Origin of the sequence: Variovorax boronicumulans, from assembly GCF_030812215.1 — a bacterium.
Classification (GTDB): Bacteria; Pseudomonadota; Gammaproteobacteria; order Burkholderiales; family Burkholderiaceae_C; genus Variovorax; species Variovorax boronicumulans_C.
Window position 1 is genome coordinate 351,595 of sequence record NZ_JAUSSG010000004.1, and the last position, 25,080, is coordinate 376,674.

Below are 25,080 nucleotides of genomic sequence, written 5' to 3' on the forward strand. Positions count from 1 at the left end.
CTTACTTCACCCCTGCCTTGCGGAGTTCATCTGCGGTGATGCGAACCAGCTTCTGACCGCGCTGCACAACGATGGCGGTGTTCGTGCGCACGGCAGCCTCGCGTGCTGCCCGCGCGGCCCGCTGAATCGCAATCAGGGATGCCGGCAGATCCTTGTCCTTCGCTTGGCTGAGCTGGTCGCGCGTCATCGTGCTTCTTTCCATTCGATAAGAGCCGGGACATCTCCGGCACTGTCATAGAGAGCCCAGGCATCTACCTCCGTGCGATAGCGCCAGTCGAAATTCTGCCGTCCTGTCTGAAAGCGGCGGCGAATCACGTCCTCGGGAATGTGATGCCCGCCCTGCCTGACACGTTCGGCCACGCGCGCAACGGCCAATTCTGCAGTTGGTAGCGCCAGAAAGAAGAGACTGACGTGATAACCCGACTCCCGCCATGCGCGGATGTGGCGCAGATAGCCAAGCCCCGACAGCGTTGTCTCGAACGCAAAATTTTCCCTGCGACCGACGCAACCCGCAATCTCCTCCAGCATCAACCGCCCCGCCTTGATGGCTTGGGCTTCGGGTGCAAAAGGAGAAAGACCGGCCGCGATCAGATCGGCGTTGATGAATCGCGGGCATTGCGCCTCTTCCGGCAGGAAGGCGCGGGCGAAAGTGGTTTTGCCCGCACCGTTCGGTCCCGCAATGATGACGATCTTGGGATGGCTCATCAAAACGGGACTTACGTGCTCACGAGCTGAACAGGAAGTTCATCACGTCGCCATCCTTCACGACGTATTCCTTGCCTTCCGACCGCATCTTCCCCGCGTCCTTCGCGCCCTGCTCGCCCTTGAAGGCGATGTAGTCGTCGAACGCGATGGTCTGGGCGCGGATGTAGCCCTTCTCGAAATCGCCGTGGATCACGCCGGCGGCCTGCGGGCCGGTGTCGCCGATGTGGATGGTCCAGGCGCGCACTTCCTTCACGCCAGCGGTGAAGTACGTCTGCAGGCCCAGCAGCTTGAAGGCCGCGCGGATCAGGCGATTCAGGCCCGGCTCGTCCTGGCCGATTTCGGCGAGGAACATCTTCTTGTCCTCGTCGTCCATCTCGGCGAGGTCGGCTTCGATCTTGGCGCAGATGGCGACCACGGGCGCGCCCTGCTTGGCCGCGTATTCGCGCAGGCGGTCGAGGTACGGGTTGTTCTCGAAGCCGTCTTCGGCCACGTTGCCCACGAACATCGCCGGCTTGGCGGTGATGAGCGTGAAGCTCTTGACCAGCGGCTGCTCTTCCTTGGTGAACTCGAGCGCGCGCACCGGGATGTTTTCATTCAGCGCGGCCTGGCAGCGTTCGAGCAGGCCGACGAGCTTCTGCGCGTCCTTGTCGCCCGAGCGCGCCACCTTGGTGTGGCGGTGCAGCGCCTTCTCGACCGTGGCCAGGTCGGCCAGGCAAAGCTCGGTCTGGATCACTTCGATGTCGGAGATCGGGTCGACCTTGCCGGCCACGTGGATCACGTTCTCGTCGTCGAAGCAGCGCACCACGTTCACGGTGGCGTCGGTTTCGCGGATGTGCGCGAGGAACTTGTTGCCCAGGCCCTCGCCGGTGCTGGCGCCGGCCACCAGGCCGGCGATGTCGACGAACTCGACGATGGCGGGCACCACGCGCTCGGGATTCACGATCGCGCTCAGCTGGTCGAGCCGCGGATCGGGCACTTCCACCACGCCCACATTGGGCTCGATGGTGCAGAACGGATAGTTTTCCGCTGCGATGCCGGCCTTGGTCAACGCATTGAAAAGAGTGGATTTACCGACGTTGGGCAGGCCGACGATGCCGCATTGCAAACTCATGGGAGGTCCTCTTGGGTAACCGGGCATTTTAGGCGACCATGGTTTCGTGCCCATCCCGCAGGTCTTCGCTCCCTCTTCCATCGCCTCGAGGCTCAGGGTTAAACCCGATTAGCAAACGTTTGCGCAAACGTTTTCGTTCGGTAATATCGGAGCCCCCGGCAGAGACCGGCGTACCGCTCAACCACCTCAGGAGACACACCATGAAGTTCACCCGCCGCACCCTGCAAAGCGCCGCCGCGCTCACGCTGCTGGGCGCCATCGCCGCCACGCCCGCCTTCGCACAGGACAAGCCCAAGGTCGCGCTGGTCATGAAATCGCTGGCCAACGAGTTCTTCCGCACCATGGAAGACGGCGCCAAGGCGCACAACAAGGCCAACGCCGCCAAGTACACGCTGGTGGCCAACGGCATCAAGGACGAGACCGACACCTCCGCCCAGATCAAGATGGTCGAGCAGATGGTGGCGCAGAAGATCAACGCGCTGGTCATCGCGCCGGCCGATTCGAAGGCCCTGGTTCCCGTGATCAAGGCCGCCATCGACAAGGGCATCCTGGTGGTCAACATCGACAACCAGCTCGACGCCGCCGCGCTGAAGGAAAAGGGCATCCAGGTGCCGTTCGTCGGCCCCGACAACCGCGCCGGCGCCAAGCTGGTGGGCGACGCGCTGGCCAAGGAGCTGAAGGCCGGCGACAAGGTCGGCATCATCGAAGGCGTCTCGACCACCTTCAATGCGCAGCAGCGCACCCTCGGCTACCAGGACGCCATGAAGGCCGCCAACGTGACGGTGGTGGGCGTGCAGTCCGGCCAGTGGGAAATCGACAAGGGCAACACGGTGGCCGCCGGCATGATGCGCGAGCACCCCGACCTCAAGGCGCTGCTCGCCGGCAACGACAGCATGGCGCTGGGCGCCGTGGCTGCCGTCAAGGCCGCGGGCAAGACCGGCAAGGTGCTGGTGGTGGGCTACGACAACATCGGCGCCATCAAGCCGATGCTGGCCGACGGCCGCGTGCTCGCCACGGCCGACCAGTTCGCCGCCAAGCAGGCCGTGTTCGGCATCGAGACCGCGCTCAAGGCCATCGCCGACAAGAAGAAGCAGTCGGACATGCCCGCCGAAGTGAAGACCGACGTGGTGCTGGTCACCAAGGCGTCGAAATAAATGTTGCTCGCCCCCAGGCTTCGCGCACTTCGTGTCGCTTCGCCAACCCCCTACCGGGGGCAACACCTGAGGCCCGGCGAAGCCGGTTCCTCGGTGTTTCTGGAATAAGGTTCCCATCGATGGCTGATAACGATCGCAGCGCGCCGGTGCTCTCGCTGAGTGCGCTCGGGAAGGACTATGCGGCGCCGGTGCTGGATGACGTCTCGATCGTCCTGAACGCCGGCGAAGTGCTCGCCCTCACGGGGGAGAACGGCGCCGGCAAGAGCACGCTCTCCAAGATCGTCTGCGGCCTGGTGCAGCCCACGCGCGGCCAGATGCTGCTCGATGGCAAGCCCTTTCAGCCGGGCTCCCGCCGCGATGCCGAGCGCCTGGGCGTGCGCATGGTGATGCAGGAGCTGGGGCTGGTCACCACGCTGTCGGTGGCCGAGAACCTGCTGCTCGACCGCCTGCCCAACAAGACCGGCTGGATCCGCCGCGCCAAGCTCCACGAGCTGGCTTCGCGCCAGCTCGCCAAGATCGGCATGGAGAACATCGACCCCGCCACGCCCGTCGCGCGGCTGGGTATCGGCCAGCAGCAGATGGTGGAAATCGCGCGCAACCTGCAGGACGACACGCGCGTGCTGGTGCTCGACGAGCCCACCGCGATGCTCACGCCGCGCGAGACCTCGCACCTGTTCGAGCAGATCGAGTTGCTGAAAGCCCGCGGCGTGGCGATCGTCTATGTGTCGCACCGCCTCGAGGAACTGCAGCGCATCGCCGACCGCGTGGCGGTGCTGCGCGACGGCAGGCTGGTAGACGTGCGCGCCATGGCCGGCGTGCGCGAATCCGAACTGGTGCAACGCATGGTCGGCCGTGCGGTGCACGAGCACGAAGGCCGCGAGCGGCGCGTCGCCGGGCCGGTGCTGCTGAGCGCGCGCGGCCTCGGCCGGGCGCAGTTGGTGCGCGATGTCGACCTCGACCTGCGCGCAGGCGAAATCATGGGCCTCGCCGGCCTGGTCGGCTCGGGCCGGACCGAGCTGGTGCGTCTCCTGTTCGGCGCCGACCGCGCGGACCGCGGCGAAATTTCTCTCTACGACGCGAAGACCGGTACAGCGCCCGTGCAGCACGTGCGCAAGGGCTGGCGCTCGCCGATGCAGGCGATCCGCGCCGGCATCGGCCTCGTCACCGAAGACCGCAAGTCGCAGGGCTTGCTGCTCACGCAATCGATCCGCGTGAACGCCACGCTGAGCGACCTCGGCGCGATCTCGCACGCCGGCTGGCTGCTGCGCGCCAAGGAACGCAGCATCGCGCGGCAACTGGTGGAGCTCTTGCGCATCCGCTCGCGCAGCATCGAACAACCTGTCGCCACGCTGAGCGGCGGCAACCAGCAGAAGGTGGTCTTTGCGCGCTGGCTGCATCGTGAATGCAAGGTGCTGCTGCTGGACGAACCCACGCGCGGCGTGGACGTTGGTGCGCGCGCCGACCTGTACGCCGAACTCGACCGCATGACCGACGCCGGCAAGGCGCTCTTGATGGTGTCGAGCGACCTGCGCGAACTGATGGCCATGTGCGACCGCATCGGCGTGATGAGCGCCGGCAAATTGGTCGCGGTGTTCGAGCGCGGCGAATGGAGCGAACAATCGCTGCTCGCCGCCGCCTTCAGCGACACGACCGGACGCCCCGCCGCTCCCGCCCCCTCTTCTCCCGATTCGAACCTCGCCCAACCGGCCACCGCCGAGACACCATGAACGCAGCCGCCGCCCCGACTTCCAACCCGCGCACCTCCGCACTGAAGGGCCAGCTGGGCACCTACCTCGGCCTCACGGTCGTGCTGGTGGGCATGGTCGCGCTCTTCGGCTCGATGAGCGAATACTTCCTCACGCGCGACACCTTCATCTCGATCGCCAACGAAATCCCCGCGCTCGCCGTGATGGCGGTGGGCATGACCTTCGTGTTGATCATCGCGGGCATCGATCTTTCCGTCGGCTCGGTGCTCGCACTCAGCGCGGCCGTGACTGCCGCCGCCATCCTCGAATGGAAACTCTCGGTGCCGCTGGCCGCGGTGCTGGGCCTCGCCACTGGCCTCGTCTGCGGCACGGTGACGGGCGCGGTATCGGTCGCCTGGCGGCTGCCGAGCTTCATCGTCTCGCTGGGCATGCTCGAAGCGGTGCGCGGTGGCGCCTACTTGGTCACCGACTCGCGCACGCAGTACGTGGGCGATGCGATCTCGGGCCTCGCCGCGCCGTGGATCGGCGGCATCTCCGCCGCTTTCGTGCTCGCGGTGGTGCTGGTGGTCATCGGGCAGATGGTGCTCACGCGCACGGTCTTCGGCCGGCATGTGGTGGGCATCGGTACGAACGAAGAGGCGATGCGCCTGGCGGGCGTCGATCCGCGGCCGATTCGCATCATCGTGTTCGCCGTGACCGGTCTTCTCGCGGGGCTCGCTGGCCTGATGCAGTCGGCGCGCCTCGAGGCGGCCGACCCGAATGCGGGGGTCGGCATCGAGCTGCAGGTGATCGCGGCCGTGGTCATCGGCGGCACCAGCCTCATGGGCGGGCGCGGCTCGGTGGTCAACACCTTCTTCGGCGTGCTCATCATCGCGGTGCTCGAAGCCGGGCTCGCGCAGGTGGGCGCGAGCGAGCCGAGCAAACGCATCATCACGGGCGCCGTGATCGTGGTTGCGGTGATCATCGACACCTTGCGCCAGCGCCGCGCCGATCGTCGACTGGCCTGACGCCCAAAGAACCGACGAGGAAAAGCCATGGCCACCATCAAGGACGTCGCGCTGCGCGCGGGAGTCTCCGTCACCACCGTCTCGCACGTGGTCAACGACACGCGCCATGTGAGCGCCAAGGGCCGCGAGCGCGTCGAGCTCGCCATCCGCGAACTGGGCTACGTGCCGAACGCGATGGCGCGCAGCCTCAAGAGCAACACCACCTCGACGCTCGGGATGTTGATTCCGAACAGCTCCAACCCCTACTTCGCCGAGATCGTGCGCATCGTGGAAGACCGCTGCTTCGGCGCCGGCTACACGCTGGTGCTGTGCAACACCGACGACGAGCCTCGCCGCCAGAGCGTGTACCTGCAGGTGCTGGCCGAGCGCCGCATCGACGGGCTGATCGTGGTGTCGACGGGCGATGACGACTCGCTCGTCACGCAATTGCAAGGCCTGCGCATTCCGACTGTGCTGGTCGACCGCGAGATCGCCGACCCGAGCTGCGACCTGGTGGAAACCGCGCACATGCAGGGTGGCCTGCTCGCGGTGCGGCACCTGCTGTCGCTCGGCCACAAGCGCATCGCCTGCCTCGGCGGGCCCGAGGGCCTCACGCCCAGCGAGCAGCGCATCGAAGGCTGGCGCATGGCGCTGGCCGAGGCCGGAACCACACCGAACGCCGATGCGCTGCTGTGGCGCGGCGCCTTCACCAGCCAGAGCGGCTACGAGGCGATGCACGCCATTCTGCGCACCGAGCATCCGCCGTCGGCCGTGTTCGTGTGCAACGACCTGATGGCCATCGGCGCCCTGCGCGCCGCGCATGAAAGCGGCGTGCACGTGCCCGACGAGCTCTCGATCGTCGGCTTCGACGACATCGAACTCTCGGCCTACACCAGCCCGCCGCTCACCACCGTCGCGCAGCCCAAGGAGCGCATCGGCGCGCTGGCGGTCGACATGCTGCTGGAGCGCGTGAGCGGCAAGCGGCGCGATGCGCGCAAGGTGGTGCTGCAACCCGAGCTGCGCGTGCGCGCCTCGACTGCGCGCCATGCGAGCTTCAAGGAAGCCGCCGCGCCCACGCCTTCTTCTTCGGCACCCGCCTCCGGCGCGGCGCCTTCAACGGAAAACCGAAAGTCCCGCACCCCGTGAGTCCGAAGCCTTCTTCCCGCAGTCCCGAGCCGTCGCTGGCGCCGCCGCGCATCGTGGTGCTCGGCAGCCTCAACATGGACCTGGTGCTGCGCGTCCCCCATGCGCCGGCCGCGGGCGAAACCCTGATCGGCCATTCGATCGCCAACATCCCCGGCGGCAAGGGCGCCAACCAGGCCGTGAGCTGCGCGCGCGAAGGCGGGCAGGTGCGCATGATCGGCTGCGTGGGCAACGACGCCCACGGCCGCGCGCTGCGCGAATCGCTGGAGCGCGACGGCATCGACACCGCCGCGCTGCGCACGGTCGATGCCGAGCCCACCGGTACGGCGCTGATCCTGGTGGAAGACAGCGGCCAGAACCGCATCGTGATGATCCCCGGCGCCAACGCGAAGGTCGAGATCGACGAAGCGGCGCTGCGCGAGCAAGTACAGGGCGCGGCCTTTCTCGTGATGCAGTTCGAGACGCCGATGGACCAGGTCGCGCGCGCCATCTCGGTGGCGCACGAGGCGGGCTGCAAGGTGCTGCTCAACCCGTCGCCGGTGCAGGCGATTGCCGATGCGCTCTGGCCGCGCATCGACACGCTGGTGGTCAATGAGATCGAGGCCGAGACGCTGTGCGGCCAATCGGCCGACAGCCCGCAGGAGGCAGCGCTCGCCGGCCGTGCGCTGCGCGCCAAGGGCATCGCGCGCGTGGTCGTCACGCTCGGGTCGCGCGGCGCGGTGGCCGTCGATGCCGACGGGGCGCGCCATCATCCCGCGCCGAAGGTGCAGGCGGTCGACACCACCGCCGCGGGCGACACTTTTCTTGGCGCGCTGGCCGTGGCGCTGGGCGAAGGCCAATCGTTCGACGAAGCCGTGCGCCTCGGCATCCGCGCCGCGACGCTGTGCATCCAGCAGCCCGGCGCCCAACCCTCCATTCCGCAGCGCGACGCCGTGCTGCAAAGTCCCCTGCCTCCCGACTGGATCACGCTGTGAAACGCTCTCCCCTGCTGCATGCCGAACTCTCGCAAGTGATTGCTGCGCTGGGGCACGGCGACATGGTCGTCATCGGCGATGCGGGTCTGCCGATTCCCGATGGCCCGAAGCGCATCGACCTGGCGCTCACGCCCGGAATTCCGCGCATCGCGGATGTGCTCAAGGCCGTGCTGTCGGAGATGCAGGTGGAGCGCGCACTGCTGGCGCGCGAGGCGGTGGAGCAATTGCCCGCCGGCACGCTGCCCGTCTGGTGCGAAGGCCAGCTGGCCGTGGTGCCGGAGACGATCTCGCACGAGGAACTCAAGCGCCTGAGTGCGCGCGCCAGGGCCGTGATCCGCACCGGCGAATGCACGCCCTACGCCAACATCGTGTTGTGCGCGGGCGTGACGTTCTGATCTGGGCTATTCGAAGCGGTAGTTCGCGCCCACGGTCTGCCCGACCTTGAGCGTGTATTCCACACCCTGCACCACGATGCAGTTCATGCCGAAGGTGATGCCCCCGTCGACGCGCGCGTCCGCGCGGTAAGTGCGCAGCACATCGCCGACCTCGGGGGTGCTCACGCCGGTGGCCGGGTCGATGTCCGGAATCGGGCAGCGCGTGCAGGGCTTGACCGGCTTGAGTTCAGCCTCGCCTTCGCCAGTCGTGACATGCAGCGCATCGACGCGGTCTTCGTCGTGCGCCTCGATACCGGCCAGCACGATGTTGGGACGAAAGCGTTCGATGCCGACCGCCTCGTGCCCCGCCGCCGCGAGCCGCTCGTTGAGCTCGGCCAGCGAGCCCTCGCTCGCCACCAGCAGCGGGTAGCCGTCGGCAAATTGATTCAGCGCCTCGACGCCATCGGTCCACTTCAGGCTCGACAGGCGCCTGTGCTCGGGGTCGAAGCGCACCAGCCGCAGGGTCTGCGGCTTGCCGGGTTCGGAGAGGAAATCGCTGAACCACTGGGCGGCGATGTCGCCCATGTCATAGGCGGCCACTTCGTCTTTCCACACCCGCACGCGGACGGGCTTCTCGACGCGGTCGAAGGCCAGGTGCAGGGCCAGCATGCCGGGAGCGCGCAGCACCACCTCCATGTGCTTCATCTGCGGCTTGATGAGCGCCATGCGCGGGATCTGGCGCTGGGTGACGAATTCGCCGTTGGCATCGACCACCATCCAGGCCCGGTCGAACTCCAGGCCGGTTTCGGTCAGCAGCATTTCATTGAGCTCGACACCGGCACATGACTTGACGGGGTAGACGAACAGGCGCGAGATGGTGGCTTCGAGGTCGAAAACAGGCTGCGACACGGTGGGGGTTCCTTGGATCCTTGGAAAGCGACCGCGATTGTCCCGCATCGGCGCCGCCGGGAAGCCCTTCGCCCACCGGGGGACAGGCGCAAGGCGCCGGCGAACGGGCAACTCCTACAATTGTCCGATGGCCCTCCCTCCTGAAGTTTGCATTCGCGGCGCCGGCATCGTCGGCCGTACGCTGGCCCTGCTGCTCGCACGCGAGCGCGTGCGCGTGGCGCTGGTGGTGCCGCCGGCCGCGCAAGGCAAGCAGGACATCCGCGCCTACGCGCTCAACACGGCCTCCCGCACCCTTCTCGAATCGCTGCGCGCCTGGCCCGATGCGGCCCACGCCACGCCGGTGCGCGAAATGCTGGTGCACGGCGACGAAGGCGGGCGCGTGCAGTTCAGCGCGGCACGCCAGAAGGTCGATGCGCTGGCCTGGATCGTCGATGTGCCGGCGCTCGAACAACAGCTGGCCGACGCGGTTCGCTTCCAGCCCCAGATCGAGGTCGTGACCGAGCCCGTGCCCGCGCCGCTCACGGTGGTGTGCGAAGGCAAGGCCAGTGCCACGCGCGAAGCGCTCGGCGTGAGCTACGAAGTCACGCGCTATCCGCAGCATGCGGTGGCCGCGCGTCTCGAAGCCGAACAATCGCACGACGGCATCGCGCGCCAGTGGTTCAACGACAAAGGCGAAGTGCTCGCGCTGCTGCCGCTGGGCGGCACGCACGGCAAGACGGTCGCACTGGTGTGGTCCGTCGACCAGCTTCGAGCCCCTGCCCTGCTCGCGCAAGGCGACGAAGAATTCAACGCTGCAGTAACCGAGGCCAGCCATGGCGCGCTCGGTGCGCTCAAGCTCGCGAGCGAGCGCGCGGCCTGGCCGCTCGCTCGCGCCATCGCCGACCGCTGGACCGGCGCGATGTCCGGGCAGACGGGCCGGTCGTGGGCACTCGCGGGCGATGCGGCCCACACGGTGCACCCGCTCGCGGGCCAGGGCCTGAACCTCGGCCTGGCCGATGCGGCCGCGCTGGCCGAGGTGATCAAGACGCGCGACTACTGGCGCAGCGTGGGCGATGCGCGCCTCTTGCGCCGCTACGAACGCGCCCGCCGCGCCGACGTGCTGCAGATGAGCCTTGCCACCGATGGCCTGCAGCAACTTTTCTCGCACAACCTGGGCCCACTGCCCGCGTTGCGCAACTGGGGCATGCGCGGCTTCGACCGCTCCCGCCTCGTCAAGCACTGGATCACCGCGCAAGCCATGGGCTTGAAGGCATGACGCCACACATTCGAACCGAACGGACTTCTTTCCCATGACCCTCGCACGAACCCTCCTCCTGGCCGCCTGCACACTGGGCGCGGCCATGGCCGCCACCGCCGGCGAAGCCGAGATCCGCAAGAACCTGCCGGCCAGCATTCCGCAGTTCCCGCCGATCGACGAAGTGACCAAGTCGCCGGTCAACGGCCTCTACGAAGTACGGGTGAACGGCTCGCAGATCTTCTACACCGACGAGCAGGGCAGCTACCTGATCCAGGGCAACCTGATCGACGTGAAGACGCGCCGCAATCTCACCGAGGAGCGGGTCGAGAAGCTGAGCGAAGTCGCGTTCGACAAGCTCCCGCTGAAGGACTCGATCAAGATCGTGCGCGGCAACGGCAAGCGCAAGCTGGCGGTGTTCGAAGACCCGAACTGCGGCTATTGCAAGCGCTTCGAAAAGGACATGAAGACAGTCGACAACGTCACCGTCTATCTCTTCCTCTACCCGGTGCTCGGCGCTGATTCGACCATCAAGTCGCGCGACATCTGGTGCAGCAAGGACAAGGGCAAGGCCTGGGCCGACTGGATGGAAGCCGGCACCAAGCCCGCCACCGCGGCAGGCAGCTGCGACGTGACCGCGCTGCAGCGCAACGTCGAGTTCGGCCGCAAGTACAACATCACCGGCACGCCCACGCTGATCTTCAGCAACGGCACGCGCACGCCGGGCGCCATTCCCGCAGAGCAGGTCGAGAAGCAACTCGCCGCTTCCGCCAGCTGATGGCGACGAAAGCCGTATCCCGGCGCGCAGCCGGCGCGCCCGCTGCAGGCGTGCGCTATCGCGTCGAGTGCGCCGACCTGCATGCGCACCTCTTCGCCGTCACGCTGACCATCGACGCGCCCGCCGCGCTGCAGCGGGTGACGCTGCCGGTGTGGATTCCGGGCAGTTATCTCGTGCGCGAATTCGCCAAGAACCTGCAGGGCCTGCGCGCCACGCAGGGGCGCCGCAAACCCGCGCTGACGCAGGTGGACAAGTGCAGCTGGCTGGTCGACTGCGTACCGGGCCAGCCGATGGTGCTGAACTACCAGGTCTGCGCCTACGACAACTCGGTGCGCACCGCCTGGCTCGACGCCGAGCGCGGTTTCTTCAACGGCACGAGCCTGTGCCTGCGGGTCGAGGGGCAGACCGATGCGCCGCATGCGCTCGAAATCGTCGCTCCTGCATCGACGGCCGATGGCGCCATCTGGTCGTGCGCCACTGCGCTCGCGCCCACGAAGATCGACAAGCAGGGCTTCGGCAGCTACCAGGCGAGCGGCTACGACGAGCTGGCCGACAGCCCGGTCGAAATGGGCGCCTTCTGGAGCGCCGAGTTCGACGCCTGCGGCGTGCCGCACCGCTTCGTGATCGCGGGTGCCGCGGCCTCGTTCGACGGCGACCGGCTGATCGCCGACACCAAGGCCATCTGCGAAGCCGAGATGCGCTTTTGGCACGGCGACAAAGCCGGCAAGCGCGGCGGACCGAAGCTGCCGATCGATCGCTACGTCTTCATGCTCAACGCCGTCGACGACGGCTACGGTGGACTCGAGCACCGGCATTCCACGGCGCTCATCTGCAACCGCCGCGACCTGCCGCAGCGCGGCGAAAAGAAAAAGCAGCCCGAGGGCTACACCACGCTGATGGGGCTTATCAGCCACGAGTACTTCCACACCTGGAACGTCAAGCGGATGCGGCCGGCGGAGTTCGCCCACTACGACTACAGCCGCGAGAACTACACGCAGTTGCTGTGGTTCTTCGAGGGCTTCACCAGCTACTACGACGACCTGCTGCTGCGCCGCGCGGGACGCATCGACGACGCGGCGTACCTGCGCCTGCTCAACAAGACCATCAACCAGGTGCAGCAGACGCCGGGCCGGCTGGTGCAGCCGGTGGCCGACGCGAGCTTCGACGCCTGGGTCAAGTACTACCGCCAGGACGAGCAGACGCCCAACAGCACGGTGAGCTACTACACCAAGGGCGCGCTGGTGGCGCTGTGCTTCGACCTCACGCTGCGCCATGAAGGCAAGGGTTCGCTCGACGACGTGATGCGCCACCTGTGGACGCACAGCAGCGGCGGGCCGATCAGCGAAGCGGACATCGCGGCCGCGCTCGAAGCCGTGAGTGGCCGTTCGTATGCGCAAGAGCTTGCACGCTGGGTGCATTCGACCGAAGAGCTGCCGCTCGCGCAGTTGCTGCGCACGCATGGCGTGGCGACGCTCGAGGATCCGTCGCAGCAGGCGCAGGTGCTTGGCGTGCGCGTGGCCGAAGCCAACGGCAGCGTGCAGGTGAAGGTGGTGCTGCGCGGCGGTGCGGCCGAAAAGGCCGGCTTCTCGGCCAACGACGAGTGGATCGGTATCGAGCTGCCCGCTGCTGGCAAGAAAAAATCTTCGCAGGCCTGGCGCATCGCCAAGCTGGACGACCTCGCGCTTTATCTCGGTGATGCGACGAAGTGCACGGCCATCGTTGCGCGCGATCGCAAGCTGCTCCGGCTGCCGCTCACGGTGCCGACGGGCGTGACCACCTGGCGCCTCTTTACGCACGACGCTGCGAAGGTCACCGGCTGGCTGGCTGGATAGCTCTCCCCCAGGCTTCGCGCACTTCGTGTCGCTGCGCCGTCCCCCTTCCGGGGGCAACACCTGCGGCCCGGCAAAGCCGGTTCCGCGGTGTTTCGCGAAAGAGTCAACCGGCGCGTTCCGTCACCGCTGGGTTCCGCACAAACAGCATCGGCTGCGGCTCGCCCACCAGCACGCAGGGCTTGCCGGTACGCCGGCAATGGTCCTGCACGCGCCAGTAGGCGCCGTGGCTCACGCAGCCCGTCTGGCAGATCACGAGGTCGGCGGCGCGCAGGCCCGCTTCGAGCGCGGGGTCATCGGCATCGTCGCCGCCGTCGTGGTGCAGGTAGCGGCCACCGGCGATTTCGACCAACTGACGTGCGAGCGACGGTGCCTCTTCCTCGCGGCCGACGCACAGCACAGCCTTTTCGCGCAGATCGGCGGGCGCTTCGGACATGGGCGGCATTTCGTGGCGCCGGCTGCCCGGCGACAGCAGGGCGTGCAGGCGCTTGGGCAGCGCATCGCCCCCGGCCGCGCGCGCCGCCAGCTCTTCGCGCACCATCGCAATGGCCGAATCGCGCGCCACCAGCGCGCCGCGCAGGCGCACGACCTGCGCCTCCAGCCGCTCGACCAGCGCAGCCTGCTCGGCCAGCAGGCGCGAGCAGCGCTCCTGCACCCGGGCATAGGCCCGCAGCAACACGGCATGTTCTTGCATCGGGAACTCCATGCGGCCATTCTAGATGAGAGGGATTCTCAATTGGGAGGATGTGGGTGTCAGCAGGCCAGAAGCCTTGCTCGGTATAGTGGCCCGGACGAACTTTTCCCACCTCTCCCGGAGACACCATGAGCTACGAAAACATCGAAGTGCGGACCGAAGCAGGCAAGGTCGGCATCATCACCCTCAACCGCCCGAAGGCCCTGAATGCGCTCAACGACGCGCTGATGACCGAGCTGGGCCAGGCGCTCAAGGCCTTCGATGCGGACGACGCCATCGGCTGCATCATCCTCACCGGCAGCGAGCGCGCCTTCGCGGCCGGCGCCGACATCTCGGCGATGGCCAAGTACAGCTTCATCGACACCTACAAGGGCGACTACATCACCCGCAACTGGGAAACCATCCGCTCGATCCGCAAGCCCGTGATCGGCGCGGTCGCCGGCTTCGCGCTGGGCGGCGGCTGCGAGCTCGCGATGATGTGCGACTTCATCATCGCGGCCGACACCGCCAAGTTCGGCCAGCCCGAGATCAAGATCGGCGTGATCCCAGGCGCTGGCGGCACGCAGCGCCTGCCGCGCGCGGTGGGCAAGAGCAAGGCCATGGACATGGTGCTCACCGCCCGCATGATGGACGCCGCCGAAGCCGAGCGCGCCGGCCTCGTGAGCCGCGTGGTGCCTTATGAAAAGCTGGCCGACGAAGCGCTGGGCGCGGCGCTGGTCATCTGCGGCTTCTCGCAGATCTCGGTGATGGCAGCCAAGGAATCGGTCAATCGCGCCTTCGAAAGTGGCCTGAGCGACGGGGTGATGTTCGAGCGCCGGCTGTTCCACGCGCTGTTCGCCACGGTCGACCAGAAGGAAGGCATGGACGCCTTCCTCAACAAGCGCGCGCCTGATTTCAAGAACGCCTGAGGCGTTTCGGCGCACGACTATTAATTAATTAGTTAGCGCGTCAGCAGGGCCCGCAACGCCGCGAGCGTCTGCGCCGGCGGCGTGCCGACGGTTGCTGTTCCGCCGGGCTGCGGCGTCCAGCGCACCTGGTCGCCCGCGATCTCGAGCACGGCGATCAGCGTGCCGCCCTGATAGAGCGACAGGCGCGCCTCGACCGGCGCGGCCAGTTGCATATCTGCCGCCGTGGCCGAGCGGGCCACCGTGTTCACCAGCGCCGCCAGGCCTTCGATGTCACCGCGTGCGTGGCGCACGCCCATGCCTGCGCGCGTGATGTCGAAGGATGTCCAGAGGTCCAGCGCGGAGAACGGCGACGACACGCCCGTCGGTGACCTGCCGGCCCTGGCAGCTGCGGCACGTGGCGGGGCCGTGTCGCGCAGGGCGCCCGGGACGTCGGCATTCGGACTCCCTCCACGCGCAACGGACCCGGACGCGTTCGCCGGCAACTCCCGCTGCAAGGGCGCTGGTGCGACAGGTGCTGATGGCGCAGCCGCCACCACTGCGGGCGGCGTTCTTTCAGGCGCAGCAACGGGAGCAGGTGCAATCAAAGGCGCGGGTGGGGCGGCGGCATATGCGCTGCGCCTCTCCTCTTCTTTTTCGTCCTGCGCGCTTTCGCTCTTCTGACGCAAGCGTGCGGACGACTCGGCGACGCCCGGTGCTGCCGCCGCGAGTGACGGTGGAGGAGGCGCGGCACCAGGTGCGGGTGGAGGCGCCGGGGCAACAGTGGCTGGCGGCGGGGGAATGGGCACTGTCGCCGATCGCGCTTCGACCGGAGCAGGCACCGGCTCGGCAGGCGCCGCCTCTGGCGCTGATGCGGGTGCCGCTTCCGTCTGCTTGCGGGCAATCGTCGGCGCGGGTTTGCGGGCCGCATCCGCCGTCGCGCGGCCCGGAGCTTCCCTGACCGCATCTCGCGCGGGAGCTGCAGGTGCTTCTGCGGCGAATGGTGCCTGTTGCGCAGCGATTGCGGGACTGGGCGCAGCTTCTACCGAGGGCGGCGGCGCGGCAGCGGGTGCCGGTGCCGGCGCGCTGGCGACGTTCGCTTCGCCATCGAGCCTCGCATCGGGAATCGGTTCGCGATGCCAGAGCACGCTCACGAAGGCAGCCACGAGCACGGTGGCAAAGGCCGCGTTCCAGGGCATCCGGGCGCGGGTGTCGCCGCCGCCGAACAGCCGGCGCCACCAGGGCGCGGCGCTCGCGTTGTTGGCGGCGGATGCTGGCGTCGATACAGGTGCGGCAGCGAGGTTGTGCGCCATTTTCAGAATCGCATCGCGCGTGCGCGGATGCGGCGTTGCATCGTGGTCGGGCGCGTTGTCGAGCGCGCGGCGCAGCGCCGGGTCGCGCAGATCGCCGTCGTCGCTGCCTTGACGATCGATGTCGTTGCTCATTGGTGCACCCTTGGCGCTGCGCGCCTTCCCGCCAAGCGGGAGCAAGCTTGCTTCGGGCGGCCCGGCGCGGCGCTCATGCGCGTTGCTCCAGCACCGACAGGTAGCGTTCCATGCAGCCGCGCAGCTTCTGCAAGCCGTAGCGCAGGCGGCTGCGCACCGTCTCGAAACCGATCTCCAGGCTCGCGGCCAGCGCCTCGACGGTCAGGCCGTCTTCGTGATGCAGCAGGAATGCGGCGCGCTGGTCGGCCGGCAGTTCGTCGAGGCAGGCCAGCAAACGCCGGCCGGCGGCGCGCCAGAAGGCGAGCTCCTCGGCGGACGGATGCGCCGCGGCATCGACCGCGCCGCGCACGCCGCGGTCGAGCGTGGGCACCGCATCGCCGTCGTCGTCCGGATGCACGTCGAGCGCCACTTCGCGCCCGCTCACGCGCAGGCGGTCCATCGCCAGGTTGTGCGCGATCGTGAAGGCCCAGGTGCGCCATGCGGCGCCCTGCGGCGAGAAGCTCTCGCGCGCCGAGATGATCCGCACCCAGGTGTCCTGGAACACCTCGTCGGCCTGCGCCGCGAGCCGCGCGCCCAGGAGGCGCTTGACGAAGCGGAACAGCCCGCCCTCGTGGCGCGCATAGAGCACGTCGAACGCGGCGGCGTCACCGTGGGCGTAGGCCAGCATCAACTGATCGTCGGGCATGGCGTCGCGCTCGGTGGCGGCTTTGGCGGAAGGGGCGCGTGGGAGCGCAGACATCGGCGGATTTTCACCTGAGCTTGTACGGACGGCGGAAGGCATCGGGGTTCGCCTCCAGAAAAAAAGTCACACGCGATTAACCCCGGGACTGCAGGCCGGTCGTATCAGCCTGCATCTCACAACCCGGAGTCCTTTCATGGCCCAGCCCTTCGCTCCCCGTTTTCGCCGCCCGCTGGTCGTGCTGCTGTGCGCCCAGTTCCTGTGGAGCGCCAGCGGCGCCACCGAGATCCCGGCGGTGGGTGCCAACACGCGTTGGCCTCAACCGGCGCTGCAGATCTCGCAGACCGAACCGAACTTCCAGGCGCCCTCGGCCACCCATTGCGCACGGCCTGTACAGACCCATGAGACCCCGGGCGTGCAGAAGGCTCGGCTCGAAAGACCCAGGCCTGTCCGTGCGCCGACGATAGGCCCCCTCGACGCCGCGCCGCCCGAGGCATTGCGCAAGCCGGCACCGGCTGCGGCAGCCGAGACGAAGGCCTACGGCTCGAGCGCCCGCGAGCTGAGTGCGGCCGCGCCTCCTGTAGCGGACTCTGCGCCGGCACCGATCGCCGTGGCGCCTGTTTCGCCGGCACCACCGACCTCGCGCGCCGGCATCGCCCAGGCCGGACGTCCAGCGAACGAACCCGTCACCGCCGGCATGGTCGACGACAACGCCGACTTCAACGAGTACCTGAACTTCCGCGGCCGCACCCAGGTGGCCCACCGCGAGCGCGACATCAGCATGCGCTACCTCCTGCAGGTACGCGACGCGCGCGGCGCGGTGGTGCCCGACGCCGAAGTGGCGGTGCAGGCGCCCAGCGGCGCCGCCATGTGGGCGCGCACCGACGCGGGCGGGCGCGCCTGGCTGCATCCGCTCGCCTTCGACAGGACGCACAGCCGGATGTACGAGGTCACGGTCCGCAAGAACGGCCGGCAGGGCACCGCCTTCCTGCAGCGCGGCCAGAAAAACGCTGTTGACGTGGTGATCGACAAGCCGGGCGCCGGACCTGCGCGCGCCCAGCTCGACCTGGCCTTTCTCATCGACGCCACCGGCTCGATGGCCGACGAGATCGCCAAGCTCAAGGCCACGCTGCGCACCATCGCCGACGAAGTGGCCCGCCTGCCGAGCCGCCCCGACACCTGCTTCGGGCTGGTGGCGTACCGCGACGTCACCGACGATTTCGTCGTGCGCCGCCACGATTTCACAGACAACCTCGATGCCTTCCAGGGCGTGCTCAACGGGCTGCAGGCCGCGGGTGGTGGCGACTACCCCGAAGCAATGAACGAGGCGCTGGCCGAAACCGTTCACCAGCTGAGCTGGCGCGGCACCGGCACCACCCGCCTGGTCGTGCTGCTGGCCGATGCGCCGCCGCACCTGGACTATGGCGGCCCGCAGTACGACGACAGCATGGTCGCGGCGCTGGGCAAGGGCATCAAGGTGTTCAGCGTGGGGGCGTCGGGGCTCGACAAGCAGGGCGAATACATCCAGCGCCAGATCGCGCAGTACACGGGCGGGCGCTTCGTTTTCCTGACCTACAAGGAGGGTTCGAAGCCGGCGAGCGGTCCGGGCTCGGAGACCCTGCACGACGTTTCCAACTACTCGGTCCAGACGCTGGACCGGCTGATCGTGCGGCTGGTGACGGAAGAATTGGGCAAGCTGCCGGCTGGTGGTTGAAGTCGTCCCGCGGACTGGGCTATAATTTTAGGCTCAGCGCAAAACGCTGAACGGCTCTTTAGCTCAGTCGGTTAGAGCGATGGAATCATAATCCACAGGTCCGCGGTTCGAATCCGTGAAGAGCCACCAACACTGCTGAAGCGGTTCTCCGCTAAAGTCAAAAGCCCTAAGTAGATCAACTACTTAGGGCTTTTTTTCGTCTGGCCGCGCCGAAAACCCCGCCCTCATGAACCTGCCCCAGCAATCCGGACCGGAACACGATGCACGTGGCACGGTGCTCGAAGTCCTCCTCGCATTCCTCAAGCTCGGCCTGACTTCTTTCGGCGGACCGGTGGCGCACCTGGGCTACTTCCGCGCGGAATTCGTCGAGCGCCGCGGATGGCTGGACGACAAGAGCTACTCCGACCTGGTCGCGCTGTGCCAGTTCCTGCCCGGCCCCGCGAGCAGCCAGGTCGGCATGGCGCTGGGCCTGGGGCGCGCGGGGTGGGGTGGCGCGATGGCGGCATGGATCGGCTTCACGCTCCCTTCGGCGGTGGCGCTCATCCTGTTTGCAGCCGGCGTCACGCAATGGACGGCCCTTTCCCAATCGGGCGCAGTCCATGGCCTGAAAGTCGTCGCGGTTGCCGTCGTCGCGCAAGCGGTCTGGGGCATGGCCAAGTCGCTGTGCCCTGATCGCCTGCGTGCAGGCGTCGCCATTGCCGCGGCCTTGCTGGTGCTCGCAGTTCCCTCGGCAACGGGCCAGATCGCGGCCATCGCCGCAGGCGGCCTGGTGGGGCGGTGGGCGCTGAAGCTCGGCCATCTTCCCGCCGCGCGGCACCACGACTACGGCGTGAGCAAGGCGACCGGCGCTGCCCTGCTGGGCCTTTTCGTTGTCCTGCTCGCAGCCTTGCCGTTGCTGGCCACGGCGATGCACTCACCGGCGCTGTCTGTCGTCGCCGGGTTCTACAAGGCCGGCGCGCTGGTCTTCGGCGGCGGGCATGTCGTGCTTCCCCTGCTGCAAGCCGGTGTGGTGCCCAACGGCCTGGTCTCGAACGACGTCTTCCTCGCGGGCTACGGTGCCGCCCAAGCGGTGCCGGGCCCGTTGTTCACCTTTGCGGCTTTTCTCGGCGCCGTCATGCCCGGGCCTTTTGGCGGCTGGGTGGGCGGTGTGGTGTTGCTCCTTGCCATCTTTCTTCCCGCCTCGCTGCTGGTGATCGGCGCGCTTCCATTCTGGGAAACCTTGCGCCAGCGCGATGGCATCCAGCGCGCGATGGCCGGCATCAACGCCGCGGTCGTCGGCGTCCTGCTGGCCGCGCTCTACGATCCGGCGTGGACCAGCGCCATCCGCTCGCCAGCCGATTTCGGACTGGCCCTGGCGGCATTCGGACTGCTGGTCTACGCGCGTGTTTCGCCGGTGCTGGTCGTCGCACTGGCTGCGGTCGCCGGATGGCTGCTCGCCCTTTGAGGCTGCATGCAACAGACCGCGTCGGTCGTTACTCGTTGATCTCCGGCTCTACCAGCCTCGCGAGATTCCGCAGCGACTCCTGCCAGCCCAGATAACAGGCTTCCACCGGAATCACTTCGGGCAGCCCTTCCTGGACGATGCTCAGCTCGGTGCCGACCGAAACCTGCTTCAGCGTGACGGTCACCTGGACCTTGCCGGGCAAGTTCGGATCGTCGAAAACGTCGGTGTAGCGCAGCCGTTCGTTCGGTACGAGCTCCAGGTATTCGCCGCCGAACGAATGGCTCTTGCCCGTGGTGAAGTTCGTGAACGACATCCTGTACTTGCCGCCCACCTTGGCTTCCATCTCGTGGACCTTTCCAGTGAAGCCATTGGGCGGGAGCCAGCGCGCCTTGGCGTCCGCGTCGAGGAATGCCCGATAGACCTTTTCGGGTTTCGCGGCAAGAACGCGATGCAATCTGACTGTGTTGGTGCTCATGGTTCTTCCTTTCGAAACCGTGAGCCTACGGACATCCAACATGCGTCACAAGGACCGAAAAACCGTAGATCCTGCCAATGCGTCTCGCCCGGCGAAGCTTCTTCTACGCAGCTTCCAGTCGCTCGGCCACTTCGTGCCTGCCCAGCTCTCTGACGGCTGCAAGCTTCTCGAGTTGCGCCGCACGGGGCCGGGCCTTCCCCTGCTCCCAGTGATAGATCGTCTGCCCCGAGACGCCCACGAGTTTCCCGTAGGACGCGGCGGAGAGACCGAGCTTGCTGCGATGTGCAGCCAGCCGTGTCGCACTGAATCGCCGCTTCGGCCCCGATTCACCCGCTTCGCCGGATTCATCGGCAGGCGCGCGCCGCGCGGAGCCCTTGGCAGCACGCCGCAGCTCTTTCTCCAACGCACTCACCTGTCGACGCAATGCAGCAATCGAGGCGCGATGGGTGGCGGATGCCTTCTTGAGGATGTCGATCTCCGCGCGCACTTCTTTCCTGGCAACGCGTGAGATTTCGGCTTTGAGGATGGATGCAATGTTTGGCATGCCCGCATTGTGACCAAAACGTAAACGTCCTCGATGTCAGGACCTGTCAACGCAACTGCAAGCTACCTAGGCCGGGCCTGGGCACGCGTTCGCATGATCCGTTCAAGGCACACGCACATACACATCCGGCACGTACTTCTCCATGAGCGTCTGCGGCCGTGACGGCGGTGTGAAGCCGAACTTCGCGTAGAGCCCGTGCGCATCGCTGGTTGCCAGCATGAAGCGTCGCAGCCCCTGCAGCTGCGGATGGGCCATCACCGCAGCGACCAGCGCCGCGCTGTACCCCTTGCCGCGATGTTCCTTCAGCACGAACACATCGACGAGGTAGGCGAAGGTCGCGCAGTCGGACACGACCCGCGCAAACGCAACTTGCGAGCCGCCAAGAAAGCCGCCGAAGTTCAGCGAGTTCCGGATGGACGTGCGCACGGTCTCGATCGGAATCTGCCGCGCCCATGCCGACTCTTCCGACAGGAAGCGATGGATGAGCGGCACGTCCAGGTCCTCGATCGCGGTGGAGATTCGAAGTTGATGGTCCATGTCGGCGAGCATAAGCAAAGCCCTTTCATCCGCGAAGTGCTGCGACATGCGCCGGCCGCACACCTCGCCGATAATCCGCGCCAATGCCCACGCCCTTTTACGCCGCACCGAACAGGCACGCAGCCCATGCGGTCTGGCGACGTCCGGGCGTGCCGCTGATCCGCTGGGCGTTGCTGTGGTTCGCGCTCTCGCTCGGCGCGGCCATCGCCTCGCCGATGGTGCATCCGGTGTCGATGGAACTGGTCTGCTCGGCCAGCGGCTCGGTCAAGGCCATCGTGCACACCGACGACGGCGCGCACGAGCTGGGCACCGGCCACCTCGACTGCCCGTTGTGCGTGCTCGGCGGCGCACCACCCGCAGCGCCCGGCTTCTCGCTGCCGGCCGTTGTGCCTGCGGTCCACGCGGCCGCGCTGGTTGCGCACACGCACATCGCAGCCATCACCGCAGCGCCGCCGCCGGCGCGCGGGCCGCCCTCGCTCTGCTGATTCGCTTCCGGTTCCTGCGCATGTGAGATGCCGCCTCGATGGAGGCCGCCTGCCGCATCGCGCGTTCCCGCCATTCATGCGCTCGCGTTCGCGCGAACGCCAGAGAGAGAGAGCTTTCATGCACACGACACGACCTCGACAATTTTCCCGCCGCCATCTGCTCATCGCCGGCGGCGGCCTCGCCGCGCTGTCCCTCGTCGCTTGCGACAAGGTACTGCCCGTGAGCTTCAACGGCATCGACATCACCGGCGCCAACTACGCGCAGGACTTTCGCCTGACCGACCCCGACGGCCGCGAACGCACCGTCGCCGACTTCAAGGGGAAGGCCGTGATGCTGTTCTTCGGCTTCACGCAATGCCCCGACGTCTGCCCCACCGCGCTGCTGCGCGCCGCCGAGATCCGCCACATGCTCGGCGCAGACGGCGAGCGCCTGCAGGTGATCTTTGTCACCGTCGATCCGGAGCGCGACACGCCCGTCGTGCTCAAGGCCTACACGAACGCTTTCGACCCAAGCTTCATCGGGCTCTATGGCGACCTTCAGAGAACCAGCGAGACGGCCAAGGCCTTCAAGGCCTACTACAAGAAAGTGCCCACCGGTTCCTCGTACACGATGGACCATTCGGCCTTCAGCTACGTGTACGACCCGCAAGGAAAAATCCGGCTGGTGCTGCGCCACGAACAGGGTGCGCCGGAATGCGCCGAGGACCTGCGCAAGATTCTCCAGACGACCGCCTGAGCACCGACCCAATTCGACTCGATCCAACCCGATCCATTCATACATCCAAGGAGATTTCCCTCATGACGAACATGACCCCCATCGCCCGCATCCTCGCTCTCTCCGCCGCTTCGTTCCTCGTGGCCACCGCGCACGCGCAGGTCACCGTCAAGGAGGCGTGGGTTCGCGCGACCGTGCCGCAGCAGCAGGCCACCGGCGCGTTCATGCAGCTCAACGCCGCGAAGGACACGAAACTCATCTCGGCCAGCTCACCCGTCACGCCCATCGTCGAAGTCCACGAGATGGCCATGCAGGACGGCGTGATGCGCATGCGCCAGGTGCCCTCGGTCGCGCTGCCTGCGGGCAAGACGGTCGAGCTCAAGCCCGGCGGCTATCACGTGATGCTGCTCGACCTCAAGCAACAGGTGAAGGAAGGCGACACCGTGCCGCTCACGCTGGTGTTCGAAGGCCAGGACGGCAAGCGCGAAACGCTGGAAGTGAAGGCACCGGTGCGCGCACTCAACAGCACGGCCAAGCCCGCTGCCGCGCATGGCGAGCACAAGCACTGAGCGAGGCCGCGATCGATTGATCTCTCGATCGCTGTGCACCAACGGCCGGCGATGTTACCCAAGGCCGTCGCGCATCGCACAAGAAATCTGCTGAGGATTTCCCCCTATGCCGACCCCGGACCTACCGGTTTGCGTAGCCCGCATTCCCCGCCGGCCGAAGGGCTGCTCATTCAACAGGCAACGTGGTGGGAAGGCCCGTCAATGCTCGCTCTGAAGGTCGCCCTCCTCCGGCAACCCACAGAGTTGTCCACAGAAAAATCGAACAAGTCATCAAACTGACTTCGCTGCGACATATCCCTTGAACATTTCCCGCAGCTTCGTTTTCAGCAGCTTGCCGGTGGCTGTATGCGGCAGGCTGTCGACGAAAGCCACGTCGTCGGGCAGCCACCACTTCGCCACCCGCGTCGAAAGAAAAGTGAGCAGTTCCTCGCCCGTGACCTCCGCGCCTGCGCGCTTCACCACGATGAGCAGCGGCCTCTCTTGCCACTTCGGATGCGCGACGCCGATCACCGCGGCCTCGGCCACGGCCGGATGCGCACTCGCGGCGTTCTCCAGGTCGATGGACGAGATCCACTCGCCGCCCGACTTGATGACGTCCTTTGCGCGGTCGACCAGTTGCACATAGCCGTCTTCGTCGATGGTGGCGACGTCGCCGGTCGGAAAGAACCCTTCGGCATCGAGCACGCTGCCGCCCTCGCCCTTGAAGTAGCCGCTCGCAATCCACGGGCCGCGCACATGCAGGTGGCCGAAGGCCTTGCCGTCGTGCGGCAGGCGCCGGCCGTCTTCGCCGACGATCTTGATCTCCACGCCCCACACACCGCGGCCCTGCTTCATCTTCACCGTCGTCTGCTCCTCCTTCGATAGCGCGCGGTGCTTGGGCAGCAGGTTGCCGATCACGCCGATGGGGCTGGTCTCGGTCATGCCCCAGCCCTGCACGAAGTCGGCGCCGAAGTCGCGCTCGAAGCGTTCGATCATGGCGCGCGGCGTGGCCGCACCGCCCACGCCAATGCGCTTGAGGCCGATGGCGTGCGTGTCGATCTCCGGATGCGCGTCGAAGTACTGGAACAGCATGAGCCAGATGGTCGGCACCGCTTGAGAGAAGCCGACTTTTTCGTCGCGCATCAGCTCGTACAGGCTCTGCGGGTCCATGTGCGGGCCGGGCATCACGAGCTTCATGCCGGTCATCGCGGCCGCATACGGCATGCCCCATGCATTGGCGTGGAACATCGGCACCGCGAGCAGCAGCGTCATCTGCGAGTTGACGCCGAAGGTGTCGGGCGCGCACTCCATCAGCGAATGCAGCACAGTGGAGCGGTGCGAATACAAGACGCCCTTGGGGTTGCCCGTGGTGCCCGAGGTGTAGCAGAGCGACGAGGCGGTGCGCTCGTCGAACTCGGGCCAGGTGTAGTCCTCGCTCTGCGCGCCGACGAGCTCGTCGTAGCACAGCAGGTTCGGCACGTCGATGGCGGGCATGTGCGCGCGATCGGTCATCGCGATGAAGGCGCGCACGGTCTTCAACTGCGGCGCGAGCTTCTCGACCAGCGGCGCGAAGGTGGTGTCGAAGAACAGCACCTTGTCTTCCGCGTGATTGACGATGTAGTCGATCTGCTCCGGAAAGAGCCGCGGGTTCACCGTGTGCAGCACAGCGCCCGAACCCGAGACGCCGTAGTACAGCGCGAGGTGGCGATACGTGTTCCATGCGAGCGTGCCCACGCGGTCGCCGGGCTCGACGCCGAGCACCTTCATCGCGTTGGCAACCTGCTTCGAGCGGCGCTGCACCTCGCCATAGTTGGTACGGTGGACCGCCCCCTCCACCGTGCGTCCCACGATCTCGGCGCGCGGGTGAAAGGTGGCCGCATGGTCGATCAGCGAAGAGATCAACAGCGGGCGGTCTTGCATCAATCCGAACATGTTCTTGTCTCCTGTGCGCCGGGGGGAATCTCATGCAGCGGCCGGCTGCATCGTAGGCAGGGGCCTCTGCACGCCACATCG

26 protein-coding genes and 1 tRNA gene are annotated in these 25,080 nt (G+C 67.2%); 16 read left to right on the top strand and 11 right to left on the bottom strand.

Annotated features, from left to right (window positions below):
* Position 1: 1 nt before the first annotated feature.
* The 3 genes from J2W23_RS13605 to ychF are packed head-to-tail and all read right to left on the bottom strand — an operon-like array spanning position 2 to position 1,816.
* The gene (locus tag J2W23_RS13605) at positions 2-187 is read right to left on the bottom strand and encodes a hypothetical protein (RefSeq protein WP_176659065.1); all 186 of its coding nucleotides are present in this window, start codon (positions 185-187) and stop codon (positions 2-4) included.
* Positions 184-705: a zeta toxin family protein gene (locus J2W23_RS13610; RefSeq protein WP_176659064.1), complete on the bottom strand. Its 522-nt coding sequence runs from the start codon at positions 703-705 to the stop codon at positions 184-186. The genes J2W23_RS13605 and J2W23_RS13610 overlap by 4 nt, the downstream gene beginning before the upstream one ends.
* A gap of 19 nt (positions 706-724) precedes the next feature.
* The gene (ychF, locus tag J2W23_RS13615) at positions 725-1,816 is read right to left on the bottom strand and encodes a redox-regulated ATPase YchF (RefSeq protein WP_176659063.1); all 1,092 of its coding nucleotides are present in this window, start codon (positions 1,814-1,816) and stop codon (positions 725-727) included.
* Between the two features lie 200 nt (positions 1,817-2,016).
* Here ychF and J2W23_RS13620 point away from each other — a divergent pair, with 200 nt between their 5' ends.
* The 6 genes from J2W23_RS13620 to rbsD all read left to right on the top strand — a co-directional run bounded on the left by J2W23_RS13620 (position 2,017) and on the right by rbsD (position 8,174).
* Entirely contained in the window at positions 2,017-2,970 is a 954-nt protein-coding gene (locus J2W23_RS13620; protein WP_176659062.1) for a sugar ABC transporter substrate-binding protein, read from the top strand.
* Positions 2,971-3,089: 119 nt separating this feature from the next.
* Positions 3,090-4,697: a sugar ABC transporter ATP-binding protein gene (locus tag J2W23_RS13625; RefSeq protein ID WP_307649099.1), complete on the top strand. Its 1,608-nt coding sequence runs from the start codon at positions 3,090-3,092 to the stop codon at positions 4,695-4,697.
* Positions 4,694-5,683, top strand: coding sequence for an ABC transporter permease (locus J2W23_RS13630; protein WP_307649100.1), 990 nt, complete (start codon positions 4,694-4,696; stop codon positions 5,681-5,683). The genes J2W23_RS13625 and J2W23_RS13630 overlap by 4 nt, the downstream gene beginning before the upstream one ends.
* A 27-nt stretch (positions 5,684-5,710) precedes the next feature.
* Entirely contained in the window at positions 5,711-6,808 is a 1,098-nt protein-coding gene (locus J2W23_RS13635; protein WP_307649101.1) for a LacI family DNA-binding transcriptional regulator, read from the top strand.
* On the top strand, positions 6,805-7,779 hold the full coding sequence (gene rbsK, locus J2W23_RS13640; RefSeq protein ID WP_307649102.1) for a ribokinase: 975 nt from the start codon (positions 6,805-6,807) through the stop codon (positions 7,777-7,779). The genes J2W23_RS13635 and rbsK overlap by 4 nt, the downstream gene beginning before the upstream one ends.
* The gene (gene rbsD, locus J2W23_RS13645; RefSeq protein ID WP_307649103.1) at positions 7,776-8,174 is read left to right on the top strand and encodes a D-ribose pyranase; all 399 of its coding nucleotides are present in this window, start codon (positions 7,776-7,778) and stop codon (positions 8,172-8,174) included. Before rbsK ends, rbsD begins: the two co-directional genes overlap by 4 nt.
* A gap of 6 nt (positions 8,175-8,180) precedes the next feature.
* Here rbsD and J2W23_RS13650 read toward each other — a convergent pair whose 3' ends face one another.
* Positions 8,181-9,062 (bottom strand): MOSC domain-containing protein, encoded by an 882-nt coding sequence (locus tag J2W23_RS13650; protein ID WP_307649104.1) that lies wholly within the window; start codon positions 9,060-9,062, stop codon positions 8,181-8,183.
* A gap of 127 nt (positions 9,063-9,189) precedes the next feature.
* On the opposite strand from J2W23_RS13650, the gene J2W23_RS13655 reads away from it, so the two are divergent.
* Genes J2W23_RS13655 through J2W23_RS13665 form a run of 3 tightly spaced genes read left to right on the top strand, consistent with a single transcriptional unit; the run spans position 9,190 to position 12,906 of the window.
* Positions 9,190-10,317 carry an FAD-dependent monooxygenase gene (locus J2W23_RS13655; RefSeq protein WP_307649105.1) on the top strand — a complete coding sequence of 376 codons (1,128 nt, stop codon included), beginning with the start codon at positions 9,190-9,192 and terminating at the stop codon, positions 10,315-10,317.
* 34 nt (positions 10,318-10,351) lie between these two features.
* Positions 10,352-11,074: a DsbC family protein gene (locus tag J2W23_RS13660; RefSeq protein WP_176659054.1), complete on the top strand. Its 723-nt coding sequence runs from the start codon at positions 10,352-10,354 to the stop codon at positions 11,072-11,074.
* Positions 11,074-12,906, top strand: coding sequence for a M61 family metallopeptidase (locus J2W23_RS13665; protein ID WP_307649106.1), 1,833 nt, complete (start codon positions 11,074-11,076; stop codon positions 12,904-12,906). Before J2W23_RS13660 ends, J2W23_RS13665 begins: the two co-directional genes overlap by 1 nt.
* A gap of 103 nt (positions 12,907-13,009) precedes the next feature.
* Here the strand turns inward: J2W23_RS13665 and J2W23_RS13670 are convergent, their stop codons facing one another.
* A complete protein-coding gene (locus J2W23_RS13670; RefSeq protein WP_307649107.1) occupies positions 13,010-13,597 on the bottom strand; it encodes a DUF2325 domain-containing protein in 588 nt (195 codons plus the stop codon).
* A 128-nt stretch (positions 13,598-13,725) separates the two neighbouring features.
* Between J2W23_RS13670 and J2W23_RS13675 the strand changes: the two genes are divergently transcribed.
* Positions 13,726-14,505, top strand: coding sequence for an enoyl-CoA hydratase (locus J2W23_RS13675; protein WP_307649108.1), 780 nt, complete (start codon positions 13,726-13,728; stop codon positions 14,503-14,505).
* Positions 14,506-14,537: 32 nt separating this feature from the next.
* Here J2W23_RS13675 and J2W23_RS13680 read toward each other — a convergent pair whose 3' ends face one another.
* Together J2W23_RS13680 and J2W23_RS13685 are read right to left on the bottom strand one after the other, a co-directional pair.
* Positions 14,538-15,926, bottom strand: coding sequence for a hypothetical protein (locus tag J2W23_RS13680; protein ID WP_307649109.1), 1,389 nt, complete (start codon positions 15,924-15,926; stop codon positions 14,538-14,540).
* A 73-nt stretch (positions 15,927-15,999) separates the two neighbouring features.
* Entirely contained in the window at positions 16,000-16,665 is a 666-nt protein-coding gene (locus J2W23_RS13685) for a sigma-70 family RNA polymerase sigma factor (protein ID WP_307649110.1), read from the bottom strand.
* A gap of 136 nt (positions 16,666-16,801) precedes the next feature.
* On the opposite strand from J2W23_RS13685, the gene J2W23_RS13690 reads away from it, so the two are divergent.
* The 3 genes from J2W23_RS13690 (at position 16,802) to chrA (ending at position 19,763) form a co-directional block, all read left to right on the top strand.
* Entirely contained in the window at positions 16,802-18,319 is a 1,518-nt protein-coding gene (locus J2W23_RS13690) for a VWA domain-containing protein (protein ID WP_307649111.1), read from the top strand.
* Positions 18,320-18,371: 52 nt separating this feature from the next.
* Positions 18,372-18,448, top strand: a tRNA-Met gene (locus J2W23_RS13695).
* 97 nt (positions 18,449-18,545) lie between these two features.
* A complete protein-coding gene (chrA, locus tag J2W23_RS13700) occupies positions 18,546-19,763 on the top strand; it encodes a chromate efflux transporter (RefSeq protein ID WP_307649112.1) in 1,218 nt (405 codons plus the stop codon).
* A gap of 28 nt (positions 19,764-19,791) precedes the next feature.
* On the opposite strand, the gene J2W23_RS13705 is transcribed toward chrA, so the two are convergent.
* The 3 genes from J2W23_RS13705 to J2W23_RS13715 all read right to left on the bottom strand — a co-directional run bounded on the left by J2W23_RS13705 (position 19,792) and on the right by J2W23_RS13715 (position 21,319).
* Positions 19,792-20,238: an SRPBCC family protein gene (locus tag J2W23_RS13705; RefSeq protein WP_176661703.1), complete on the bottom strand. Its 447-nt coding sequence runs from the start codon at positions 20,236-20,238 to the stop codon at positions 19,792-19,794.
* Between the two features lie 103 nt (positions 20,239-20,341).
* Positions 20,342-20,782, bottom strand: coding sequence for a helix-turn-helix domain-containing protein (locus J2W23_RS13710; protein ID WP_307649113.1), 441 nt, complete (start codon positions 20,780-20,782; stop codon positions 20,342-20,344).
* Between the two features lie 102 nt (positions 20,783-20,884).
* Positions 20,885-21,319 carry a GNAT family N-acetyltransferase gene (locus J2W23_RS13715; protein ID WP_307649114.1) on the bottom strand — a complete coding sequence of 145 codons (435 nt, stop codon included), beginning with the start codon at positions 21,317-21,319 and terminating at the stop codon, positions 20,885-20,887.
* A gap of 83 nt (positions 21,320-21,402) precedes the next feature.
* On the opposite strand from J2W23_RS13715, the gene J2W23_RS13720 reads away from it, so the two are divergent.
* The 3 genes from J2W23_RS13720 (at position 21,403) to J2W23_RS13730 (ending at position 23,088) form a co-directional block, all read left to right on the top strand.
* Entirely contained in the window at positions 21,403-21,804 is a 402-nt protein-coding gene (locus J2W23_RS13720) for a DUF2946 family protein (RefSeq protein ID WP_307649115.1), read from the top strand.
* A gap of 118 nt (positions 21,805-21,922) precedes the next feature.
* Positions 21,923-22,540 carry an SCO family protein gene (locus tag J2W23_RS13725; protein WP_307649116.1) on the top strand — a complete coding sequence of 206 codons (618 nt, stop codon included), beginning with the start codon at positions 21,923-21,925 and terminating at the stop codon, positions 22,538-22,540.
* A gap of 62 nt (positions 22,541-22,602) precedes the next feature.
* Positions 22,603-23,088, top strand: coding sequence for a copper chaperone PCu(A)C (locus tag J2W23_RS13730; protein WP_307649117.1), 486 nt, complete (start codon positions 22,603-22,605; stop codon positions 23,086-23,088).
* Positions 23,089-23,358: 270 nt separating this feature from the next.
* Here J2W23_RS13730 and J2W23_RS13735 read toward each other — a convergent pair whose 3' ends face one another.
* Positions 23,359-24,999: a 3-(methylthio)propionyl-CoA ligase gene (locus J2W23_RS13735; protein WP_307649118.1), complete on the bottom strand. Its 1,641-nt coding sequence runs from the start codon at positions 24,997-24,999 to the stop codon at positions 23,359-23,361.
* Positions 25,000-25,080: the final 81 nt, after the last annotated feature.

Bases quoted from the DNA above. Each gene is read 5' to 3' on its own strand.
- J2W23_RS13605 (WP_176659065.1), bottom strand. From the start codon at position 187: ATGACGCGCGACCAGCTCAGCCAAGCGAAGGACAAGGATCTGCCGGCA.
- J2W23_RS13610 (WP_176659064.1), bottom strand. From the start codon at position 705: ATGAGCCATCCCAAGATCGTCATCATTGCGGGACCGAACGGTGCGGGC.
- ychF (WP_176659063.1), bottom strand. From the start codon at position 1,816: ATGAGTTTGCAATGCGGCATCGTCGGCCTGCCCAACGTCGGTAAATCC.
- J2W23_RS13620 (WP_176659062.1), top strand. From the start codon at position 2,017: ATGAAGTTCACCCGCCGCACCCTGCAAAGCGCCGCCGCGCTCACGCTG.
- J2W23_RS13625 (WP_307649099.1), top strand. From the start codon at position 3,090: ATGGCTGATAACGATCGCAGCGCGCCGGTGCTCTCGCTGAGTGCGCTC.
- J2W23_RS13630 (WP_307649100.1), top strand. From the start codon at position 4,694: ATGAACGCAGCCGCCGCCCCGACTTCCAACCCGCGCACCTCCGCACTG.
- J2W23_RS13635 (WP_307649101.1), top strand. From the start codon at position 5,711: ATGGCCACCATCAAGGACGTCGCGCTGCGCGCGGGAGTCTCCGTCACC.
- J2W23_RS13655 (WP_307649105.1), top strand. From the start codon at position 9,190: ATGGCCCTCCCTCCTGAAGTTTGCATTCGCGGCGCCGGCATCGTCGGC.
- J2W23_RS13660 (WP_176659054.1), top strand. From the start codon at position 10,352: ATGACCCTCGCACGAACCCTCCTCCTGGCCGCCTGCACACTGGGCGCG.
- J2W23_RS13665 (WP_307649106.1), top strand. From the start codon at position 11,074: ATGGCGACGAAAGCCGTATCCCGGCGCGCAGCCGGCGCGCCCGCTGCA.
- J2W23_RS13670 (WP_307649107.1), bottom strand. From the start codon at position 13,597: ATGCAAGAACATGCCGTGTTGCTGCGGGCCTATGCCCGGGTGCAGGAG.
- J2W23_RS13675 (WP_307649108.1), top strand. From the start codon at position 13,726: ATGAGCTACGAAAACATCGAAGTGCGGACCGAAGCAGGCAAGGTCGGC.
- J2W23_RS13680 (WP_307649109.1), bottom strand. From the start codon at position 15,926: ATGAGCAACGACATCGATCGTCAAGGCAGCGACGACGGCGATCTGCGC.
- J2W23_RS13685 (WP_307649110.1), bottom strand. From the start codon at position 16,665: ATGTCTGCGCTCCCACGCGCCCCTTCCGCCAAAGCCGCCACCGAGCGC.
- J2W23_RS13690 (WP_307649111.1), top strand. From the start codon at position 16,802: ATGGCCCAGCCCTTCGCTCCCCGTTTTCGCCGCCCGCTGGTCGTGCTG.
- chrA (WP_307649112.1), top strand. From the start codon at position 18,546: ATGAACCTGCCCCAGCAATCCGGACCGGAACACGATGCACGTGGCACG.
- J2W23_RS13705 (WP_176661703.1), bottom strand. From the start codon at position 20,238: ATGAGCACCAACACAGTCAGATTGCATCGCGTTCTTGCCGCGAAACCC.
- J2W23_RS13710 (WP_307649113.1), bottom strand. From the start codon at position 20,782: ATGCCAAACATTGCATCCATCCTCAAAGCCGAAATCTCACGCGTTGCC.
- J2W23_RS13715 (WP_307649114.1), bottom strand. From the start codon at position 21,319: ATGGACCATCAACTTCGAATCTCCACCGCGATCGAGGACCTGGACGTG.
- J2W23_RS13720 (WP_307649115.1), top strand. From the start codon at position 21,403: ATGCCCACGCCCTTTTACGCCGCACCGAACAGGCACGCAGCCCATGCG.
- J2W23_RS13725 (WP_307649116.1), top strand. From the start codon at position 21,923: ATGCACACGACACGACCTCGACAATTTTCCCGCCGCCATCTGCTCATC.
- J2W23_RS13730 (WP_307649117.1), top strand. From the start codon at position 22,603: ATGACGAACATGACCCCCATCGCCCGCATCCTCGCTCTCTCCGCCGCT.
- J2W23_RS13735 (WP_307649118.1), bottom strand. From the start codon at position 24,999: ATGTTCGGATTGATGCAAGACCGCCCGCTGTTGATCTCTTCGCTGATC.